We start from the raw sequence: 20,177 nt of genomic DNA on the forward strand, positions 1-20,177 counted from the left end.
GTTTTATGCCACCTGAAACGCTTCCACCAGCATCCACAACGTCGTAGCCAGCAGTGATAGCGCCATCAGGGTGTTGAACAGCTGGAGTTTCCACGCCACCTGTAAATGTTTCCCCAGCCGATCGCCCATCATTGCCCAGATCAGGATGCAGGGCAGATTCAGCACCATAAAACTCAGCATCACCGTGAGGATTGTGCTGTTCACCGTGTACATCAGTGCGACGTTTATCGCCATCAGCCAGGCTTTCGGATTCACCGCCTGGAAGAGTGCGCCGCCGATCATCGTCATTGGTCGCGCTTTCTCACGCAGCTCCGGCGCACCGGAACGGAAGATCTTCCACGACAGCCACAGCAGATAGGTGCAGCCCAGCAGGGTCAGCGGAAGACGCATCGCCCCCATCCACTGCAGTAGCAGTTCAAGCATGACCCCCGCCAGCACCGTCTGTAAGCCACACCCGATCAGAATGCCGCTGACCATCGGCAGCGTGCGGCGGATGCCAAAATTTACCCCGGAGGTCGCCAGCATCAGATTGTTCGGGCCAGGGGTAATCGACATCACGGTCACATAGCTGATAAAAGAGGGATCAAGCATGATTTTTGTCCTGCATTTCAAGTGAGGCCCTCAGTGTAATCAGCCCTCCTCAATGGTAACAGATGCAGAAACGAGTTATTGTAATGAGTACAATAATGAATAAACGATAACTGTACCCATGAGTTAAGGAGGATATTGTGTCCACCATTGAACCGCAGGCTACGCTCTATCATCAGCTGGCAGAAACGCTGGCAGAGGCCATCCATCAGGGGACCTTTATGCCCGGCAGTCGTCTTCCGGCGATCCGCCGCTGTGCCAGCAGCCATCAGGTCAGCGTGAATACCGTCCTGACCGCCTACGGTATTCTTGAAGATCGCGGCCTGATCGAAGCCCGCCCTCAGTCTGGTTATTATGTGCGCGATACGCTGCCGTCACTGACGCGGCAGGCATTTCAGCCCACCGGCGTCCGCTCCCCCAGTAGCGAAAAGCTCGATCTGATTGATACGGTGTTCGCCGCCCAGAACCACAGTGAGTACACCAATATCTCCCTGGCCTGCCCGCAGAGCGGAGACTTCTTCCCGACGGCGAAAATCAGCCGGATTATCGCCTCGCTGATGCGACGTGAGCCCGATCTGATTGGCCGCTACGCTCTGCCACCGGGCAGCCTGCGCCTGCGGCGTGAAATTGCCCGCCGATCGATGGCGTTGGGCATGAGCCTCAGCGCTGAAGATGTCACCCTCACGCACGGCTGTATGGAGGCCCTTCAACTGGGCCTGCGCGCCGTCACCCGGCCCGGCGACTGCGTCGGCGTGGAGACACCCACTTATTTTTACCTGTTCCCCCTGCTGGCCAGCCTGGGCCTGAAAGTGGTGGAGATCCCGACCGATCCGCAGTTCGGGCTGTCGCTGGATGCGCTTGAGCTGCTGCTACAGGAGAAGCGCATCCAGGCGCTGATTGCCATGCCGAATGCGCAGAACCCCCTGGGCAGCAGCATGACGCTGGAAGGGAAAAAGCGGCTGGCGCGCCTGGTAAACCATTATCAGGTGCCGCTGCTGGAGGATGGCCTGTACAGTGAGCTGCAGTTTTGCTGGCCGCTGACCCCGGCAGTGAAAGCCTTTGATGAAGACGGCTGGGTAATGTACTGCACCAGCTTCACCAAAACCGTCGCGCCTGACTTCCATCTCGGCTGGATTGCCGCCGGGCGCTTCAGCCAGCAGCTGGCACGGCTGAAGGCCGTCTCTTCTCTGGCAGAGTCGCGGCTGCTGTCGGAAGCGCTGGGGCATTTTCTTGAATCGGGCGGCTATGACCATCATCTGCGCTCGCTGCGCCGTCGTTACGCCGCGCAGCTCGAAGAGGCGCGTGGTATTATTGCCCGCCATTTCCCGCAGGGGACACGCGCTACCCGGCCCAGCGGCGGCTTTGTCTTCTGGGTCGAACTGCCGGGCAACGTTGATACTCTGGAACTGTTCCATCGCCTGCTGCAGGAGAAGATCTGCCTGACGCCCGGCGCCCTCTATACGCTGTCCGAACGCTGCAACCACGCGCTGCGGCTCTCCTGCTGTTACCCGTTTGACGAGCGCTATACCTGGGCACTGAAGCGTACCGGCGCGGTGGCCTGCGAAATGAGCGGGATTGCCGCCGGAATGTAAGGGCGGGATGCCCACAAAGGGTCATTCCATGCGGGGCTAAGGGGTACCGTTGCGACCCCAGGTCGCATACCCTTTGCGTCCGGTCAGACGTTCATAGTAGGCGCGTACAGCGGGAAAATCCGCGTGGTCGAGCGGCGTTTCAAACCAGCGGTTCACCGACAGGCCAATGGGAATATCCGCCAGTGAGAATGACTCCCCAGCCACATACGCGCCGGTGCGCTCAAGCTGCTGGTTAAGGATGCCCATGGTGTACGTCCAGCCTTTAGTGGCGGCAGCGAGCAGGCGCGGATCCTGGTGAGCCGGGGAGTGGCGTACCAGTGACATAAATGCGTAGCGCCAGGCCGTGTTCAGCTCTGTGGCCTGCCAGTCAATCCACTGGTCGACGCGCGCACGCCGCTGAGGTGTCGTGGGGTACAGCGCTTCCCCACCGTACGCATTGGCCAGGTAGCGAATAATGGTGTTCGATTCCCACAGGATAAAGTCGCCGTCCTGGATAACCGGGATCAGCGCATTCGGATTCATTGCCTTAAATTCAGCGTCCTGCGGCGACTTAAAACCGTCGCCCCACTCCTCACGCCGGAAGGAGATTGCCAGCTCATCGCAGAGCCACAGCACTTTTCTGACATTAATAGATGACGCACGACCCAATATTTTCAGCATAAAAACATCACTTTTTTAAACCACTGTGGTTTATTAATACCGATAATAGTCGGGGCTGACAACCTTCATCCGGAGACCCGGCCGGCAGAACCTTCACACTGACAGGAAGCGCTATGACGCCATTACGCCCTTTTAAACAGGTTGATGTATTTACCTCCGTTCCCTACAACGGCAACCCGCTGGCGGTGATCATGGATGCCAGCGGCCTGAGCGACGATCAGATGCAGTCGATCGCCCGCTGGACTCATCTGTCGGAAACAACGTTTGTGCTGCCGCCGACTGACCCTGCTGCCGACTATCGGGTGCGTATTTTCACCCCGGATACCGAATTCCCTTTTGCCGGCCACCCCACGCTGGGCACCGCTCACGCGCTGCTCGAAGCCGGGATCGCGCTGAAAACCCCCGGCCAGATTGTGCAGGAGTGTGGGCTGGGGCTGGTGCGTGTCAGCATCAGTGACGACGGCACGCTGGCCTTCGCCGCCCCGGAAGCCATCCTTACCCCGTTCAGCGACGCGTCGATCACCAAGGCTCTGAACAGCAGCGATCTGGAAGCGCAGCTTCCGGTGATGATTGCCGATATGGGTATTCGCTGGCTGCTGGTGCCGATGACGTCTGCTGATGCCGTGCTGGCGATTAAGCCAGACGTGGTGGCGTTTGCCCGACTGGTACAACAGGCCGGTGTCGACGGGGTGATGCCCTTTGGCCCGTTAGCCGGCGGGAGTGAACAGTATGAAGTGCGTGGCCTGCTGATTGAGCAGGGCAGCCTGGCCGAAGATCCGGTGACCGGCAGTGCCAATGCCTGCCTGGCCCGCTACCTGCAGGCACGCGGCGTGGAGCTGGATTACCGCGTGCGTCAGGGGACGGCCATGCAGCGGGCGGGCCGCCTGAGCGTGACCTGGGCCGCAGATGGCGTGTGGATTGGCGGTCAGACCGTCACGGTGATCGACGGTACAATCCGGGTATAGCCCGGCATCAACAGGGCGAACCTTTTCAGTCCGCCCACCTTTACAGAAACATCCCTCCCGATGCCTCGATGCGCTGTCCGTTCACCCAGCGGCACCCCTCGCTGAACAACGCCGCAACCGCATCACCGATATCATCAGGCAACCCGACCCGACCCAGCGCAGTCTGTGATGCCACAAAGGCGTTCATTGCCGCATCATCCCGTACTCGCCCGTCACCAAAATCCGTCTCAATTGCCCCCGGTGCGAGGATGTTAACGGTGATACTACGTGCGCCCAGCTCTTTCGCCTGATAGCGCGTCAGTACCTCCATCGCCCCTTTTACGGCGGCATAGGCGCTGGAACCCGGCAGGCTGAAACGCGCCAGACCGCTGGACACATTGAGGATGCGTCCGCCATCCGCCATCAGCGGCAGCAGGGCCTGCGTCAGGAAAAAGGGCCCTTTAAAATGAATGTTCACCAACTGGTCAAATTGCGCCTCGGTGGTGTCCATAAAGGGCGCATACAGCGCCGTACCGGCATTGTTGAATAAATAATCAAATGTTTCACGCTGCCAGATTTTTTCCAGCTGATGCGTGACTTCAGTAACAAAGACGCTGAAACCCTGACTGTCGCCTGCGTCCAGCGCAAGCGCCACGGCACGGCCTCCCAGCGCCTGAATCCGGGCGACAACGGATTCTGCCGCCTGCTTCTGACTGCGATATGTCAAAATCACATCAACGCCCTTCTCTGCGAGTTTTAAGGCGGCATTTCGGCCTAAACCCCGGCTTCCGCCGGTAATCAGTGCTATTTTCTGGCTCATTTTGTACTCCCGATGAAGGCTGTGGACAAAAATGAGGATATTACCTCTCATCTGTTCTATAAATGTCTTCATATACGCTTCACTGTTCCATTTATTACAACAATGAGCACAGCAATGGATAAAATTCACGCAATGCAGGTGTTTGTCCGGGTGGCAGAAATGCAGAGTTTTACCAAAGCGGCAGAAAGTCTCGGTCTGCCTAAAGGCAGCCTGTCGCGCCAGATCCAGGCCCTGGAAAATAGCCTCGGCTCACGTTTACTGCACCGGACCACGCGCCGCGTGCAGCTCACTCAGGACGGGCAGATTTATATCGAACGCTGCCGCGACGTGCTGGCCACGCTGGATGAGATGGATGCCCTGTTTCAGCACGATCCTGCCACCCTCAGCGGACGGCTGCGAGTGGATATGCCGGTCAGTCTGGCCAGTAACTATCTGCTCCCGCTACTCCCGGACTTTCTGCAACAGTATCCGGGCATTGAGCTGGAACTCAGCAGCAGCGACCGTCGTGTGGATGTGATCCGCGAAGGCTTTGACTGTGTGGTGCGCGTTGGTGTGCTGGAGGATTCCGGTTTAATCGCCCGTCAGATTGGTTATCTGCCGCTGATTAACTGCGCCAGCCCGGACTATCTGGCGCGCTTTGGCACGCCTGATACCCTGGAAGCACTGTCTCAACATGCCATGGTTCATTACAGCCAGCATCTCGGCGGGCCACCGGGCGGGTTTGAATATGATGACGGGAAAACCACCCGGTTGATCAAGACCGGCGGTACGATGACCGTTAACAGCACAGAAACCTACCGGGCTGCCTGTATCGCCGGATTGGGTATTATTCAGGTACCCCGGGCGGGTGTTTTACAGGCCCTGAAAGAAAAAAAACTGGTCGAAATCCTGCCCCAGTTTCCCGCCCGCCCGATGCCCGTCGCCCTGCTCTACCCGCATCGCCGGAACCTGGCACGCCGGGTACGGGTATTTATTGAATGGCTCAGTCAGACGCTCACACGTTACGTCACCTGACCAGCAGACTATAATGAGCGGCAGTCAGTTTTTTTATAAGGATAACGAAGGATTCATGGCAGACAATCAACAGCGTACAACCCAGCCCACAGAGAAGCCGGCAGAAAAACCGCTTATCTCACTAAAAACCGGTAATCATACGGTCGATAAATCCCTGTCTCGCGTATCGAAACTGGTCGAGTGGTTCCGGGCCATCCCTGCGGTGGCACACTTTATTCGCGCCGGTGAACGCTTTAACGATCGTCTCGGCAGTCAGTTCGGGGCCGCTATCACCTACTTCTCTTTTCTCTCACTGATCCCGATCCTGATGGTGTCCTTTGCCGGTGTCGGTTTTGTGCTGGCCTCGAATCCTGACCTGCTGGCAAAACTGATCAACACGATCGTCAGTAATATCAGCGATCCCTCGCTGGCGGCCACGCTGAAAAGCACGGTAAATACGGCTATTCAGCAGCGTACTACCGTCGGTCTGACCGGCCTGCTGGTGGCGCTTTATTCCGGGATTAGCTGGATGGGAAATCTGCGCGAAGCGATACGCGCTCAGTCACGGGATGTCTGGGAGCGAGCGCCACAGGATGAGGAAAAAATCTGGTTTAAATACTCGCGGGACTTTATCTCTCTGACCGGGCTGGTGCTGGCATTGATTATCACGCTGTCGCTGACGTCGATTGCCGGGGCGGCGCAGGCCGCTATCGTGCGTGCGCTGGGGCTGGAAGGCATTGAGTGGCTACGCCCTGCGATGACGCTGATTGCGTTATCGATCTCGATCTTCGCCAACTACCTGCTGTTTTTGTGGATTTTCTGGATACTGCCGCGCCATAAGCCGCGCAAAAAAGCCCTGTTTCGCGGTACGCTGCTGGCGGCGATAGGATTTGAGGTGATTAAATTTATTATGACCCTGACGCTGCCAAAGCTGGCGTCTTCGCCCTCCGGCGCTGCGTTCGGATCGGTACTGGGTCTGATGGCGTTTTTCTATTTCTTTGCGCGCCTGACGCTGTTCTGCGCGGCCTGGATTGCGACCGCTCAGTACAAGAATGATCCGGAACCGGAACAAAACCAGCGTGTACAATAGCCTCTGAGGAGGCGGGTCGACCGGACAGAAGGTCGACCCGGCAAAAGGCTGGCGGGATTATTTCACTAATGCACAGCTGTGGTCCTGCAACTCCTCGGCAGAGGCCCGGTTTAGCATCAGCAAATTGCGTTTCACCACCATCAACACACGTCTGCCGTCCGCTAACACGGCAATGGCGATACCGTAACTCCCCATATCATCGCGAGCACCGGGCAACTCATTGGCAATACGGATAAACGGGCTGGTCCGTTTAAACTCATCGCGCGTCATCGTTCTGACCTCATATTCATGACTGCCCAACTGCAGGCTTTGCCATTTTGCGGTCAGACGGTGATCCAGCTTGTCCAACTGCTCACGGATATCCGGCCGCAGACATGAGATATGAATGTGCAACTGATTCTGAGAACGACCCCAGCGCGAATTAACCGCCAGAGAAAATACCCGATCGTCCATTATGGCGCCGTGCTTCTCTTCCATAAAGTGACGCGCCCGCCAGGCTTCTGACAGGTAATTAGGCGTGGCGGGGTTGAGCAATTTTTCACTCTCCACGCCGGTAATTTTCGCCACCGGCATCAGCAAAAATTGTAATGCTCCATTCCTGTCTTTGAGTACGACATACCCGTCTGAAATATTGACCAGGCGACAGGGGGAAGGATTATTTTTATTTTCCTGACCGGGCACACATTGCTGGCTAACAATGTTCCACAACTGGTCTGCATTACTGTTAAATTTCAGTGCGATACAAGCAAAACCGACGGTTACTACTACCACTATAGCGACCAGCGTGATAACAACCCGCCTTCGTCCCAGCATTTTTTCTGAACCTCTGTACCTTGGTTGCTCACAATGTAGTCTAAGACGTGAAAAATATCATGCGAAATTATCCCGTGGTGCAACATTTATTTAAAGCAAAGAAAATCAGCAAGCTCTTAATTCTATTAACACTGAGACAAATAAAAAGGGCCGACAATAGTCGGCCCTTGTAAAATATCGCACATAAAGCAAATTAGCGCTTCATTACCTGATCATAAGTTCCGCCTTCGGCGAAGTGAGTTTTCTGTGCCTGAGCCCAGCCTCCAAACTTATTATCAATAGTAAACAGTTTCACCGGCTGGAACGCGCTGGCGTATTTCTTCGCTACCGCGGCATCGCGGGGACGATAGTAATTCTGTGCGGCGATGTCCTGACCTTCCGGAGAATAAAGATACTTCAGGTATTCATCCGCCACTTTACGGGTATCGCGGTCATCCACGACTTTATCAACCACAGAAACCGTCGGTTCCGCCAGGATGGATTCACTTGGGGTAATGATATCGAACTTATCTTTACCCAGTTTGTTCACCGCCAGATACGCTTCATTTTCCCACGCAATCAGGACATCACCGATGCCGCGCTCGACAAAGGTATTCGTCGCCCCGCGTGCGCCTGAATCCTGTACTTCGACGTTTTTAAACAGCGCCTTCACATACTCCTGGGCTTTAGCCTGATCGCCATGATTCTGATCCAGCGCCCAGCCCCAGGCAGCCAGATAGTTCCAGCGGGCACCGCCGGAGGTTTTCGGGTTCGGAGTAATCACCGATACGCCTGGTTTGATCAGATCCTGCCAGTCGTGAATTTTTTTCGGATTGCCTTTACGTACAAGGAACACAATGGTGGAGGTATAAGGCGCGGAGTTGTCCGGCAGACGTTTGATCCAGTTTTTATCGATACGGCCGCGTTCGGCAATCGCATCAACATCCGAGGCCAGCGCCAGTGTCACCACATCGGCTTTGATGCCGTTGATAACGGAGGTGGCCTGCTTGCCAGAACCACCATGTGACTGGCGGATCACCACGTTGTCACCCGTTTCCTGTTTGTAATGTGCACTGAAGGCTTTATTGTACTGTTCGTACAACTCCCGGGTTGGATCGTAAGAGACATTCAGCAACTGAATATCCTTCGCCAGTACGCTGGTCGAGGCCAGTAACAGGGTAATGCCCACACTCCACTTCTTCATTGCACCTACTCCCAAAGATGTTATCTGTCATGGAGCGTGACACAAAGTAATCCGTGAATTAAAGAATTAAAAATTAGCTGTAATAACTATATGGAATAACGCATTGCATAAGAAAGGCGCTGGCCGGCAGCGCCCTGTTTTTCATCAATAAAGCTTCTTAGCGGTATCCAGCCAGTCACCTTTAAACGGACGCTTCATATTTTCAATCGCGTCGATGATGTCATGATGCACCATCTTCTCGTTCTGAATCCCCACGCAACGACCGCCGTAGCCCTGCAACAGTAACTCAATCGAGTAGGCACCCATGCGGGAAGCCAGAATACGATCGTAAGCCACTGGCGCTCCGCCGCGCTGGATGTGTCCCAGCACCGTGGCACGCGTTTCACGTTTAGTTTCTTCTTCAATATACTTTGCCAGGTCGTCGATATCACAGATGTGTTCGGTGATGGCCACGATAGCGTGCTTCTTACCTTTAGCGATACCCGCTTTAATCTCACTGACCAGCTCTTCGCGCGTGTAAGGGATTTCAGGCAGCACGATAAATTCACAGCCGCCCGCAATGGCCGCCGCCAGCGTCAGGTCACCACAGTAGCGCCCCATCACTTCAACAATGGAAATACGCTGATGTGAAGAGGAGGTATCACGCAGGCGGTCAATCGCTTCTACCACGGTTTCCAGCGCGGTAAAGTAGCCGATGGTGTAGTCAGTGCCCGCCACGTCGTTATCGATAGTGCCCGGCAGACCGATGCACGGGAAGCCCATCTCGGTCAGACGCTTGGCCCCCATGTAAGAGCCGTCTCCGCCAATGACCACCAGCGCATCAATACCGCGCTTTTTCATATTCTCGATGGCAACGGTGCGCACATCGTCGTTACGGAATTCAGGGAAACGCGCAGAGCCCAGGAAGGTTCCTCCGCGATTAATCATATCCGACACGCTGTAGCGGTCGAGGTTAACCATGCGATCTTCATACAGGCCCAGGTAGCCGTCATAAATGCCACACACTTCCAGCCCTTCACTGAGCGCGGCGCGAACAACACCCCGGATCGCAGCATTCATACCTGGGGCGTCGCCGCCGCTTGTCAGTACACCGATTTTTTTGATCATGACAACCTCTGAACTTGATGATGCAAATGATGAATTCTGGACGCCGGAGCGGGTCGACGTAGGCGAACGAGATAACCGACTCAATTGTTGGCAATAGTATATCAAACCCTGAAAGCTGAATTGATTCAGGTCAGGCAACTTTCGGCTATTTTTTTTGCGTTACGTCACGTTTTAACCAGTGTAATCGCTAACCATTTCATTTAGAAACGCTTTCCTGATCAAAATTGCCTTTTCGGCCTTCGGGCACCACCGAACAGGGATCCTGATGGATAATGACATCAGAACCGGGAAAACGGTGCAGTAATGCCTGTTCAACCTGTTCCGCTAACTGGTGAGCCTGGTGTAAAGGAAGCTCGTCGTCCATTTCCAGATGCAGCTGAATAAAACGTGTCGGGCCTGACTGGCGGGTACGAATATCATGTGCGCCCCGCACACCGGGCCAGCCGGCCACGATATCCATAATCGCCTGATGTTCATCGGCAGGCAGAGCGCGGTCAAGCAGGGCCTGAACCGCGTCATATCCCATACGCAATGCACTGTATAAAATCCATACCCCAATCCCTAACGCAAACAGCGCATCAGCACGATGATAACCGTACCAGCTTAAGGCCAGTGCCAGCAGAATAGCGCCATTCATCACCACATCAGACTGATAATGCAACATATCCGCACGGATAGCCTGGCTGCGCGTGTGGCGAACCACCCAGCGCTGGAATGTCACCAACACCAGCGTCGATATCAGGGCAATCAGGGTAACCACCATACCAACCAACGGGGCTTTCATGGGTTCGGGAGAGGCTAGGTGCTGCAATCCGGTAAGGAAGAGAAACAGTGCAGAACCAGAGATAAACATACTCTGTGCCAGCGCCGCAAGAGATTCGGCTTTACCATGGCCAAAGGTGTGCTCCGCATCGGCAGGCTGTAATGCATAGCGTACCACCAGCAGGTTGGTCAGCGATGCCGCAATATCCACAAGGGAATCCACCAGCGCAGCCAGAACGCTGACCGACCCCGTGTACCACCAGGCAAATATTTTGATAATCAGCAGGAGTGAAGCCAGCGTCGTGGCCGCCAGTGCCGCCGAATTAACCAGACGGGCATAGTTTGCATTCATGGAAAACTCCATAATAACGAATGCTCAGTATACTGGGTTTCAGGCAAAAAAAACCCCGCCATCATGGCGGGGGAAGACAGGGATGTGTCTATGGCAAGGAAAAACAGGGATACTATGTTACTGGGTACTGCCGGTACTACTTGCTGCCTGCAGCGGAGAAAACTGCTGCATATTCGTTAGCCTGCGCATTTCATTAAAGCGCTGCTGGTGTTTCTTTTCCAGGACGTCCTGCTGCTGAGGCGTTAACAGGTGGTACATCTGGTTGCGAACCCGGGCAATCTCTACCTGCCGAGCCACTTCCGCCTGTGCCATTTTCTCTGCCTGAGCCTGATAGGCCGTCTGGTCAAATTTATCTGCAATAATCAGTTCGTGCAGTCGCTCTAAATCGTTAATACTTATAGGAGAACGATCGTGCCGTGCCTGCTGCATCAGATCGCGTAGCTGCTGCCGCTGCTGTTCTGTCAGGTTAATGCCATCAAACATATGGCTTTGTGTAACCTGTCTCAGCGTATGGTTTGCTGCGTCATCCTGATGCATCTCATCAGTCGTCGCGACGTTATCAGCCCATGCGGCGGAGAGAGTGAACATCAGCGCCGGAACGACAACGACGGCGGTAACTTTACGCATCGTTTACTCCCAGGTTTGTTTCCGTATTTCGATTCAACGAGAATGAGTCTACGGTGCCTGCTGCAAACATGCGTCAGGGGGTGTAAAACTACGTAAAGTCATGGATTGAGCGCATTCGTTCACGGTATTTTGCCTGCGGAGGGCAATAAAAAATGAATAAAATCCTGTTGGTTGACGATGACCGCGAATTGACTTCGCTGCTTAAAGAATTGCTTGAAATGGAAGGATTCAACGTGCTGGTTGCCGGTGACGGCGAGCAGGCACTGGCGCTACTGGACAGCTCTGTCGATCTCTTATTACTGGATGTGATGATGCCGAAGAAAAACGGCATTGATACCCTGAAGGAACTGCGTCAACAACACCAAACGCCGGTCATTATGTTAACCGCGCGTGGCAGTGAACTGGACCGTGTGCTGGGTCTGGAACTGGGGGCAGATGACTACCTGCCGAAACCCTTTAACGACCGCGAACTGGTTGCACGTATTCGTGCCATTTTGCGCCGGTCAAACTGGAGCGAACAACAGCAACAACAACATGACAATAGCTCGCCAACGCTGGAGGTGGACTTACTGCGGCTGAACCCGGGTCGTCAGGAAGCCAGCTTCGACAATGTCACGCTGGATTTAACCGGCACCGAGTTTACGCTGCTCTATCTGCTGGCACAGCATCTGGGGCAGGTGGTGTCGCGTGAACATCTGAGCCAGGAAGTGCTGGGCAAACGTCTGACCCCGTTTGACCGCGCCATTGATATGCACATCTCCAACCTACGGCGTAAGTTGCCGGAGCGCAGAGACGGTCATCCGTGGTTTAAAACACTGCGCGGCCGGGGATACCTGATGGTGTCTGCAACATGATATCCAGCCTGACCACCCGCATCTTTGCCATTTTCTGGCTAACCCTGGCGCTGGTACTGATGCTGGTGTTAATGCTGCCCAAACTTGACTCCCGTCAGATGACGCCGCTGCTGGATAACGAGCAGCGTCAGGGGACCATGATTGAACAGCACGTTGAGGCGGAGCTGAGTCAGGACCCGCCCAATGATTTAATGTGGTGGCGCAGGCTGTTCCGCGCCATCGATAAATGGGCCCCGCCCGGTCAACGCCTGTTGCTGGTGACCAGCGAGGGGCGCGTGATTGGCGCACAGCATAACGAAATGCAGGTGATCCGAAACTTTATCGGCCAGGCCGATAATGCCGATCACCCGCAGAAGAAGAAATATGGCCGGGTAGAGATGGCAGGGCCTTTTTCCATTCGTGATGGGGAAGATAATTACCAGCTGTATCTGATCCGTCCGGCAGGCAGTTCGCAGCTCGATTTTATCAATCTGCTGTTTGACCGCCCGCTGCTGCTGCTGATGGTCACTATGTTGATCAGCTCACCGCTTTTGCTCTGGCTCGCGTGGAGCCTGGCAAAACCGGCGCGTAAGCTGAAACATGCAGCCGATGATGTTGCGGCAGGGAATCTGCGTCAGCGACCTGAACTGGAATCAGGCCCGCAGGAGTTCCAGGCTGCCGGTGCCAGTTTTAATCAGATGGTCAGCGCGCTGGAACGCATGATGAATGCCCAGCAGCGGCTGCTTTCTGATATTTCGCATGAGCTACGTACCCCACTCACCCGCCTGCAGCTGGCGACTGCGCTGATGCGCCGCCGCCACGGTGAAGGCAAAGAGCTGGGGCGTATTGAAATGGAGGCACAGCGGCTGGACGGTATGATTAACGATCTGCTGGTCTTATCCCGCACGCAGCATACCAATGCACTGATCAGCGAAGCGATTAAGGCCAACCACCTGTGGTCAGGGGTGCTGGAAGATGCGCGCTTTGAAGCCGAGCAGGTAGGGAAAACCCTTGAGGTCCCTTACCCGCCTGGCCCGTGGCCGCTGTACGGCAACCCCAGCGCGCTGGAAAGCGCCCTGGAAAATATCGTACGTAATGCACTGCGTTATTCTCACAGTAAGATTTCTGTCAGTTTTGCTGTGGATAAACAGGGCATCACCATCCACGTTGATGATGATGGCCCGGGAGTCAGCGCTGAAGATCGCGAGCAGATTTTCCGCCCGTTCTACCGTACCGATGAAGCCCGCGATCGGGAGTCCGGCGGAACAGGTCTGGGCTTGGCGATTGTTGATAATGCTATTCAGCAGCACCGCGGCTGGGTCAAAGCCGACGACAGCCCGCTGGGTGGTCTGCGTCTGACGATTTGGCTGCCGCTGTATACCACTCAACGTGAATAATTTGCTATCCTTCGGCCCTCGTTCCTGAGGGCCGTAACATGCTAAATATCGTTTTATTCGAACCCGAGATCCCCCCTAACACCGGCAACATCATTCGCCTGTGCGCCAATACCGGCTTTAAGCTACACCTCATCGGGCCGCTCGGCTTTGCCTGGGATGACAAGCGGCTGCGTCGTGCCGGACTGGATTATCATGAGTTCACCGCCATCGCTCATCATGACAGCTATGCGGCGTTTGCCGCGGCAGAAGCTCCCCAGCGAGTGTTTGCCCTGACGACTAAAGGGACACCGGCCCACAGCGCTGTCAGCTATCAGGCGGGTGATTACCTGCTGTTTGGCCCGGAAACGCGCGGCCTGCCCGCCAGTATTCTTGACGCACTGCCCGCACAGCAAAAAATCCGCATCCCGATGATGCCGGACAGCCGCAGCATGAATCTCTCTAATGCCGTTTCAGTGGTGGTGTATGAAGCGTGGCGGCAGATGGGTTACGCAGGGGCGTTAATTAAGGAGTAGCGGAGCGTGAGGACAGATTTTACACCTCTATCAAGGGCCGTCGGTGTCGCAGCCAGTTTGCGTTCGGCCAGCGCGCAGTCACCGTAGCGTGCATACAGTACGTGAGGATGACGAGCACTGCCCGGACACAAAATGGCAAGTAAACCAGGCTTAATCAGATGCCGTCGCCGAATTCGAATCCTGGCACCATGCCATTAAAATGCTGGTCCATATCCATGGACGGTTTATCGCTGCCCGGTTTGCCCACAATGCGCGCCGGTACGCCAGCTGCCGTGGTATGTGGTGGCACGGGCTGTAAAACCACGGAACCCGCCCCGATCTTCGCCCCGCGTCCGACTTCAATATTGCCGAGGATCTTCGCACCCGCACCAATCATCACCCCTTCACGGATCTTCGGATGACGGTCACCGCTGGTTTTTCCCGTACCGCCAAGGGTGACGGACTGCAGGATGGAAACATCATCTTCAATGACGGCGGTTTCACCCACCACAATACCGGTAGCATGATCGAGCATAATCCCGCGGCCGATTTTGGCTGCCGGATGAATATCGACGGCAAACGAAACGGAAATCTCGTTTTGCAAATAGACGGCCAGCGCACGACGCCCCTCGTTCCACAGCCAGTGGCCGATACGATAAGCCTGCAATGCGTGGAAGCCTTTCAGGTAGAGCAACGGCGTGGAGTATTTGTCGACAGCCGGATCTCGCTGGCGTACCGCCTGGATATCACAGGCAGCAGAGACGATCATCGAGGGATCCTGACGGTAGGCATCCTGGATCACTTCACGGATGGCAATGGCGGGCATGATCGGATTCGCCAGCTTGTTTGCCAGCATGTAGCTGAGGGCGCTCCCCAGGTCATCATGTTTGAGCAGAGTGGCGTGGTAAAAGCTGGCCAGCATGGGTTCACAGTCGGCCAGCGCACGTGCCTCCGTTTTAATGCTATCCCAGATAATTTCAGGCTCTACACACGGCATGACTCTCTCCCCATTAAAAATGGCGTCCGGTCAGACGCCACAGGCTCCAACACTGTCGATCCGGTTCAGCTTCCGCTGTTTTCGTCCTTCCTTGTGCGCCCGAGCAGACTCAATGCTGCCTCGCGTGCATTTTTTCCGCAATAGAGCACCTGATAAATCTGCTCGGTAATTGGCATTTCTACGCCAAACCGCGCGGCCAGTGCCTTCACTTCTTTGGTATTGCGGTAGCCTTCCACCACCTGACCGATGGTGTTCTGGGCACCTTCCACATCGGCACCCTGCCCCAGCATCATGCCAAAACGACGGTTACGCGACTGATTATCGGTGCAGGTCAGCACCAGATCGCCCAGCCCCGCCATGCCCATAAAGGTGGTCGGATCGGCACCCAGCGCCGCGCCCAGCCGGCTCATTTCTGCCAGGCCCCGGGTGATTAACGCGGTGCGCGCATTGGCCCCAAAGCCAATACCATCTGACATACCTGCGCCGATAGCGATGACGTTTTTCACCGCGCCGCCCAGCTGCACGCCGATAAAGTCAGGATTATTGTAGACCCGGAAGCTTTTGCCACAGTGCAATAACTGCTGCAGGTCATCAGCGAACACGGCGTCCGTAGCCGCCAGAGCAATGGCCGTCGGCAGACCGGCTGCCAGCTCTTTGGCGAAGGTCGGGCCAGAGATTACCGCCAGCGGAATAGTCTCGCCCAGGATCTCACGGGCCACATCCTGCAGCAGTCGCCCCGTCTCTTTCTCCAGACCTTTCGTTGCCCAGACCAGACGCGAATCCGCGCGCAGGTAAGGTTTGATCTGCTGCAGCACGTCACCAAACACATGGCTTGGCACCACCACCAGTAAATCACGGCTGGCCGCTATCGCCGTCGCAAGGTCGGTTTCAAGATGAAGGGTATCCGGGAAAGGAACATCGGGGAGGAAAGCGGTATTACAACGGTCGGCCTGTAACTGCGCCTGATGCCGGGGGTTGTGCCCCCATAGCACCACATTGTGGCCGTTACGAGCCAGCGTAATCGCCAAAGCGGTGCCGTACGAGCCGGCACCGATGACGCTCATGGATGCATGAGGGCTATCCATTAAGCATCCTGCTGAGGCGCTGCACCTTCTGACTGCTGCAGGTAGTTCATAAACAGCGCGTCAAAGTTGACCGGAGCAAGGTTCAGCTGCGGGAAGGTACCACGGGAGACCAGGCTGGTAATGCACTCACGCGCATACGGGAACAAAATGTTCGGGCAGTAGGCACCCAGGCAATGGGCCATCTGCGTCCCTTCGATTCCGCCGATAGAGAAAATACCGGCCTGCTGTACTTCACACAGGAACGCAGAGTCTTCACCCACGGTAGCGGTGACGGTCACACGCAATACAACTTCATACACATCGTCAGCCAGCTGGCTTGACGCGGTGTCCAGATCCAGTTTGACTTCCGGCTCCCACTCTTTCTGGAAAACCTGTGGCGCGTTTGGCGCTTCGAAAGAGACATCTTTGGTGTAGATACGCTGGATCTGGAAAGACATCTCGGTATTGTTCTGTTCTGACATGGTACGTAATCCTATAGGTTAATAATCCGTTACTCTGCTGCAGCAATCGTCAGGCAATATGCGCCAGAATGCGCAGCCTTCCCTAGTTTAACAACGGGCTAAGGCCATCACGACCTTCAAGTGCAAACAGGTCGTCACAACCGCCGATGTGCTGTGCATCAATAAAAATCTGCGGAACGGTTGTCCGGCCGCTACGTTTTATCATCTCTTCACGCAGGGAAACATCCCCATCAATAGGGATTTCCTTGAAATTCACGCCCTTCTGACTCAGCAATGCTTTCGCACGGTGACAGAAAGGACAGGTCGCTTTGGTGTAGATCTCAACGTTTGCCATGCCAGAACTCCCGTAATTTATTTACCGCGAACCAGCGGCAGGTTGTCACCACTCCAGCCGGAGACGCCATCTTTCAGCACGTAAACCCGCTCGAAGCCTGCTGCATTCAGCTTGGTCGCTGAATCAGAGGCAGATGTTCCGGTTGCACACACGACGATCAGTGGCTGCGCTTTATGTTTTTCAAGCTCGCCGAAGCTGCCTTTTTTAATATCTGCTGCCAGCACGTTCATCGCGTTAGAAATATGGCCCTTGCGGTAATCATCGCGCCCACGCACGTCCACTACCACGGCATCTTCTTTGTTAATTAAGCGGGTGGCTTCACCCCGGCTAATCACTTTTACTTTGGAGAACATGCCCTTAACGGTGGTCACGATCACCAGTACCAGCAAAACAACCCACGCCAGACCTAAAATGGTGTGATTGCCTGCGAACTGCATAATATCTTGCATGAGGGGTAACAACTCCCGAAAGGGTTAATAAGCTAAAAACAAGGCTTCTGAGTATACCTGCCAGGAGTGTCATGTACAGTCGAGAAGCCCTTCAGAGTTATGTTTTCTGCGACAGATTACAAAAAAAAGTTGCCTTAAGTGAAAACCGCTATCCTGTGAAGGGACTGCGGCGAAGTTAAGCGGTCAATTGTTGCGCATTGTCGCCTTTTCGCGTCTCGCGTTGCTCTGTCGCCGAGGGCTCTTTCGCCTGATTGCCCCCGGCGGGTAAAGTGCACGACTGTTACTGACAGAAATAGAAAACCATCCAGAGATGGCTGGTAAGCTGCTGTTCATCGTGGAATAATCCACAGATATGAGGGAAAAAGCGACAGTGTTACATTCATGGACCCCGCGTAATCCAACGGCCGTTGTTCCGCCATTACGTGCAAGCTTGTCCGCCCTGGCCGTCAGTGCACTTTGCACCGGCGCATTGTTGTTCTCTTTTTCTGCGTCAGCCGCAGAAGATAACAAATCCCAGTTACAGACCCTTCAGCAGGATATTGCCGCAAAAGAGAAGAGTGTTCAGCGGCAAAAGCAGCAGCGCAGTCAGCTTCTCGATCAGCTGCAGAGCCAGGAAAAAATCATTGCGCAAGCCAGTCGACAGCTGCGTGAAACTCAGGGCAGCCTCAGCGCGATCAATAAAGACATCGCCAACCTGACCGCGTCTATCAATAAACTCCAGCAGCAGCAGAAACAGCAGGAAGATATTCTGGCGCAGCAGTTAGATGCGGCATTCCGCCAGGGGCAGCACAGTGGATTGCAGCTTATCCTTAGCGGCGAAGAGAGCCAGCGTAGCGAGCGGATGCTGGCCTATTTTGGCTATCTGAACGATGCCCGACAGAAGTCGATAGAAGACCTGAAGCAGACCCGTAGCGATCTGTCAGCGCAGAAAGCCAGCCTGCTCGATAAACAGGCACAGCAAAAATCACTGCTGACCCAGCAGGAGAGTCAGCAGCAGAAGCTGGAAGGCGCACGCCAGGCGCGAAAGAAAACGTTGACCACACTGGAGTCTTCGCTGGAAAAAGATCAGGCGCAGCTGGTCGAGTTGCGTCAGAACGAAAGCCGCCTGCGCGACAAAATTGCCAAAGCAGAGCGGGAAGCCAAAGCGCGTGCCGAGCGGGAAGCGCGTGAGGCAGAAAAAGTGCGTGAGCGTGAAGCTCAGGCGAAGCGCAAAGGCAGCACCTATAAACCCACCGACAGTGAACGCTCCCTGATGTCACGTACCGGTGGCCTGGGTAAACCGTCCGGTCAGGCAATATGGCCGGTACGGGGCACGATCGAACACCGGTTCGGTGAAGAGCTTCAGGGTGAGCTGCGCTGGAAGGGGTTGGTGATTGATGCGCCAGAAGGCACCGAAGTGAAAGCCATTGCCGATGGACGCGTCCTGATGGCTGACTGGCTGCAGGGCTACGGGCTGGTCGTGGTGGTTGAACACGGTAAGGGTGATATGAGTCTGTATGGCTACAACCAGAGTGCGCTGGTGAGCGTAGGCACCCAGGTGCGTGCCGGGCAGCCGATTGCGCTGGTCGGAACCAGCGGTGGTCGCGGCACGCCTTCACTCTATTTTGAAATCCGTCGCCAGGGACGGGCCGTCAATCCACAACCGTGGTTAGGAAGATAAGTGTTGTTCCAACATCGAAAACTCAGCGGGCTGCTGGTAGGGCTGCTTTTATCCAGCCCGGTCTTTGCCGGTAAGCTTTCGATCGTCATTGATGATTTTGGCTACCGTCCAGTCCAGGAAAATCAGGTGCTGCAGATGCCTGCCGCCCTCTCCGTGGCCGTGCTGCCTAATGCCCCCCACGCGCGTGAAATGGCGACTAAAGCCCACCAGCGCGGGCATGAAGTGCTCATCCATCTGCCGATGGCACCACTGAGCAAGCAGCCGCTGGAAAAGGATACGCTACGCCCTGACATGTCCGCAGAAGAGATCGCACGCATTATTCATGATGCTGCTGCAGCCGTGCCGTTTGCCGTCGGCCTGAATAATCACATGGGCAGCGCGATGACTTCCAGCCTGCCGGGGATGCAGAAAGTGATGCGGGTATTGGATCACTACAATTTTTATTTCCTCGACAGTATGACCATTGGCAACAGCCAGTCTACCCGTGCCGCCGCGGGCACCAGCGTGAAAGTGATCAAACGTCGGGTCTTCCTGGACGACACACAGAACGAAGCGGACATTCGCAAACAGTTTACCCGCGCGGTACGTCTGGCACAGCGGGATGGTTCTGCAATTGCCATCGGTCACCCGCATCCGGCCACAGTCAGGGTGCTGCAACAAATGCTCCCCACGCTGCCGGCAGATATCACGCTGGTGCGTCCGAGCCAGCTTCTCAACGAACCACAGCGCATTAACAACAAGCCCCTCCCACCGGAGAGTCAGCCCCAGCCCGTCAAACCACGTAATCCGTTCCACGGCAGCGAGGTGTGCAAAGTGACCGTGCCGCCGGTGCCGGCAACACGTGCGCTGGAAGTCGTAGGTGAGAGCATCAGCAACAGCCCGCTGGTGCAGGGTCTGAAGAAAAACCTGTTTGGAAAATAGGGAGGCGGGGGCCGCCGT

22 protein-coding genes are annotated in these 20,177 nt (G+C 55.5%); 9 read left to right on the plus strand and 13 right to left on the minus strand.

Annotated features, from left to right (window positions below):
* Positions 1 to 3: 3 nt before the first annotated feature.
* The gene (locus K6L24_RS20810; RefSeq protein WP_062746843.1) at positions 4 to 591 is read right to left on the minus strand and encodes a LysE family translocator; all 588 of its coding nucleotides are present in this window, start codon (positions 589 to 591) and stop codon (positions 4 to 6) included.
* A gap of 137 nt (positions 592 to 728) precedes the next feature.
* Here K6L24_RS20810 and K6L24_RS20815 point away from each other — a divergent pair, with 137 nt between their 5' ends.
* The gene (locus tag K6L24_RS20815; RefSeq protein WP_062746845.1) at positions 729 to 2,180 is read left to right on the plus strand and encodes an aminotransferase-like domain-containing protein; all 1,452 of its coding nucleotides are present in this window, start codon (positions 729 to 731) and stop codon (positions 2,178 to 2,180) included.
* Between the two features lie 36 nt (positions 2,181 to 2,216).
* Here the strand turns inward: K6L24_RS20815 and K6L24_RS20820 are convergent, their stop codons facing one another.
* Positions 2,217 to 2,840 carry a glutathione S-transferase family protein gene (locus K6L24_RS20820; RefSeq protein WP_222681797.1) on the minus strand — a complete coding sequence of 208 codons (624 nt, stop codon included), beginning with the start codon at positions 2,838 to 2,840 and terminating at the stop codon, positions 2,217 to 2,219.
* Between the two features lie 113 nt (positions 2,841 to 2,953).
* Between K6L24_RS20820 and K6L24_RS20825 the strand changes: the two genes are divergently transcribed.
* The gene (locus tag K6L24_RS20825) at positions 2,954 to 3,805 is read left to right on the plus strand and encodes a PhzF family phenazine biosynthesis protein (protein WP_222681798.1); all 852 of its coding nucleotides are present in this window, start codon (positions 2,954 to 2,956) and stop codon (positions 3,803 to 3,805) included.
* Positions 3,806 to 3,845: 40 nt separating this feature from the next.
* Here K6L24_RS20825 and K6L24_RS20830 read toward each other — a convergent pair whose 3' ends face one another.
* Positions 3,846 to 4,604, minus strand: a complete 759-nt coding sequence (locus K6L24_RS20830; RefSeq protein ID WP_137269649.1) for an SDR family NAD(P)-dependent oxidoreductase — start codon at positions 4,602 to 4,604, stop codon at positions 3,846 to 3,848.
* A 114-nt stretch (positions 4,605 to 4,718) separates the two neighbouring features.
* On the opposite strand from K6L24_RS20830, the gene K6L24_RS20835 reads away from it, so the two are divergent.
* Together K6L24_RS20835 and yhjD are read left to right on the plus strand one after the other, a co-directional pair.
* The gene (locus K6L24_RS20835; protein WP_137269650.1) at positions 4,719 to 5,618 is read left to right on the plus strand and encodes a LysR family transcriptional regulator; all 900 of its coding nucleotides are present in this window, start codon (positions 4,719 to 4,721) and stop codon (positions 5,616 to 5,618) included.
* A gap of 55 nt (positions 5,619 to 5,673) precedes the next feature.
* Entirely contained in the window at positions 5,674 to 6,687 is a 1,014-nt protein-coding gene (yhjD, locus tag K6L24_RS20840) for an inner membrane protein YhjD (RefSeq protein WP_062747028.1), read from the plus strand.
* Between the two features lie 57 nt (positions 6,688 to 6,744).
* On the opposite strand, the gene K6L24_RS20845 is transcribed toward yhjD, so the two are convergent.
* From K6L24_RS20845 to cpxP, 5 genes are all read right to left on the minus strand, one after another.
* Positions 6,745 to 7,500, minus strand: coding sequence for a CDP-diacylglycerol diphosphatase (locus K6L24_RS20845; protein ID WP_062746855.1), 756 nt, complete (start codon positions 7,498 to 7,500; stop codon positions 6,745 to 6,747).
* A 193-nt stretch (positions 7,501 to 7,693) separates the two neighbouring features.
* Positions 7,694 to 8,683, minus strand: coding sequence for a sulfate ABC transporter substrate-binding protein (locus K6L24_RS20850; protein ID WP_062746858.1), 990 nt, complete (start codon positions 8,681 to 8,683; stop codon positions 7,694 to 7,696).
* Between the two features lie 144 nt (positions 8,684 to 8,827).
* Positions 8,828 to 9,790, minus strand: coding sequence for a 6-phosphofructokinase (pfkA, locus tag K6L24_RS20855; RefSeq protein ID WP_062746860.1), 963 nt, complete (start codon positions 9,788 to 9,790; stop codon positions 8,828 to 8,830).
* Between the two features lie 196 nt (positions 9,791 to 9,986).
* Entirely contained in the window at positions 9,987 to 10,904 is a 918-nt protein-coding gene (fieF, locus tag K6L24_RS20860) for a CDF family cation-efflux transporter FieF (protein WP_118665064.1), read from the minus strand.
* 117 nt (positions 10,905 to 11,021) lie between these two features.
* Positions 11,022 to 11,531, minus strand: a complete 510-nt coding sequence (gene cpxP, locus K6L24_RS20865; RefSeq protein WP_062746866.1) for a cell-envelope stress modulator CpxP — start codon at positions 11,529 to 11,531, stop codon at positions 11,022 to 11,024.
* A gap of 152 nt (positions 11,532 to 11,683) precedes the next feature.
* Between cpxP and cpxR the strand changes: the two genes are divergently transcribed.
* The 3 genes from cpxR to trmL are packed head-to-tail and all read left to right on the plus strand — an operon-like array spanning position 11,684 to position 14,273.
* Positions 11,684 to 12,385 (plus strand): envelope stress response regulator transcription factor CpxR, encoded by a 702-nt coding sequence (cpxR, locus tag K6L24_RS20870; RefSeq protein WP_062746869.1) that lies wholly within the window; start codon positions 11,684 to 11,686, stop codon positions 12,383 to 12,385.
* Positions 12,382 to 13,761 (plus strand): envelope stress sensor histidine kinase CpxA, encoded by a 1,380-nt coding sequence (gene cpxA, locus K6L24_RS20875; protein WP_062746871.1) that lies wholly within the window; start codon positions 12,382 to 12,384, stop codon positions 13,759 to 13,761. Before cpxR ends, cpxA begins: the two co-directional genes overlap by 4 nt.
* Before the next feature lie 38 nt (positions 13,762 to 13,799).
* Entirely contained in the window at positions 13,800 to 14,273 is a 474-nt protein-coding gene (gene trmL / locus K6L24_RS20880; protein ID WP_062746873.1) for a tRNA (uridine(34)/cytosine(34)/5-carboxymethylaminomethyluridine(34)-2'-O)-methyltransferase TrmL, read from the plus strand.
* Between the two features lie 154 nt (positions 14,274 to 14,427).
* Here trmL and cysE read toward each other — a convergent pair whose 3' ends face one another.
* The 5 genes from cysE to K6L24_RS20905 form a co-directional block, all read right to left on the minus strand.
* Positions 14,428 to 15,249, minus strand: a complete 822-nt coding sequence (cysE, locus tag K6L24_RS20885) for a serine O-acetyltransferase (RefSeq protein ID WP_062746875.1) — start codon at positions 15,247 to 15,249, stop codon at positions 14,428 to 14,430.
* A 65-nt stretch (positions 15,250 to 15,314) separates the two neighbouring features.
* Positions 15,315 to 16,334 carry an NAD(P)H-dependent glycerol-3-phosphate dehydrogenase gene (gene gpsA / locus K6L24_RS20890; RefSeq protein WP_062746877.1) on the minus strand — a complete coding sequence of 340 codons (1,020 nt, stop codon included), beginning with the start codon at positions 16,332 to 16,334 and terminating at the stop codon, positions 15,315 to 15,317.
* Positions 16,334 to 16,795 (minus strand): protein-export chaperone SecB, encoded by a 462-nt coding sequence (gene secB, locus K6L24_RS20895; protein ID WP_062746879.1) that lies wholly within the window; start codon positions 16,793 to 16,795, stop codon positions 16,334 to 16,336. Before secB ends, gpsA begins: the two co-directional genes overlap by 1 nt.
* A gap of 82 nt (positions 16,796 to 16,877) precedes the next feature.
* Entirely contained in the window at positions 16,878 to 17,129 is a 252-nt protein-coding gene (grxC, locus tag K6L24_RS20900; RefSeq protein WP_062746881.1) for a glutaredoxin 3, read from the minus strand.
* A 17-nt stretch (positions 17,130 to 17,146) separates the two neighbouring features.
* Entirely contained in the window at positions 17,147 to 17,578 is a 432-nt protein-coding gene (locus K6L24_RS20905) for a rhodanese-like domain-containing protein (RefSeq protein ID WP_062746883.1), read from the minus strand.
* Between the two features lie 352 nt (positions 17,579 to 17,930).
* On the opposite strand from K6L24_RS20905, the gene envC reads away from it, so the two are divergent.
* Positions 17,931 to 19,238: a murein hydrolase activator EnvC gene (gene envC, locus K6L24_RS20910; RefSeq protein ID WP_222681799.1), complete on the plus strand. Its 1,308-nt coding sequence runs from the start codon at positions 17,931 to 17,933 to the stop codon at positions 19,236 to 19,238.
* Between the two features lie 3 nt (positions 19,239 to 19,241).
* Complete coding sequence (locus tag K6L24_RS20915; protein ID WP_062747030.1) at positions 19,242 to 20,159, plus strand: divergent polysaccharide deacetylase family protein; 918 nt, start codon at positions 19,242 to 19,244, stop codon at positions 20,157 to 20,159.
* Positions 20,160 to 20,177: the final 18 nt, after the last annotated feature.

Source organism: Erwinia persicina, assembly GCF_019844095.1.
GTDB classification, from domain to species: domain Bacteria; phylum Pseudomonadota; class Gammaproteobacteria; order Enterobacterales; family Enterobacteriaceae; genus Erwinia; species Erwinia persicina.